Origin of the sequence: Vibrio sp. 10N.261.55.C5 (assembly GCF_041470505.1) — a bacterium.
Classification (GTDB): Bacteria; Pseudomonadota; Gammaproteobacteria; order Enterobacterales; family Vibrionaceae; genus Vibrio; species Vibrio crassostreae_C.
In genome coordinates, this window is record NZ_JBFRMS010000072.1 from 1 (window position 1) to 390 (window position 390).

Consider the following 390-nt stretch of genomic DNA (forward strand, 5'->3'; position numbering starts at 1 on the left):
GAAATCGTTGAAAAGACAACCAAGTATCAGGCCCAGATAGCTACGGCGAACATGACACTTCTCATCAATGATGTGGAGCTGAGCATTCCTCAAGGCACGCCAGCCACCTATCTTGCTGAACTCATTGGAGCGTTGTCATGAAAGGTATGCTCAGCGCTCCAGACATTTACCTTTATCGTGAAAGCGTCGATTTTAGAAAGTCCATCAACGGCCTTGCAGCGATTATCGAAAATGATACTGACTTGCCTCTTGGCAGCGGTGCGCTGTTCCTGTTTACCAATAAACAGCGCGATAAGATTAAAGTGTTGTACTGGGATAAAACAGGCTTCGCCCTCTGGTATAAACGCCTTGAAAAAGCCAAGTATAAGTGGCCTTCAAAAGAGAAAAATC

The 390-nt window shown here is 45.4% G+C and carries 1 protein-coding gene and 1 pseudogene; both read left to right on the forward strand.

The window, feature by feature from the left end; translation table 11 throughout:
• A pseudogene (locus AB4263_RS22160) lies at nucleotides 1-141 on the forward strand (IS66 family insertion sequence element accessory protein TnpB); the annotation flags it as partial.
• The coding region (gene tnpB, locus AB4263_RS22165; protein WP_372098915.1) for an IS66 family insertion sequence element accessory protein TnpB at nucleotides 138-390 on the forward strand (253 nt) is incomplete at its 3' end. The pseudogene AB4263_RS22160 and the gene tnpB, both read left to right, overlap by 4 nt.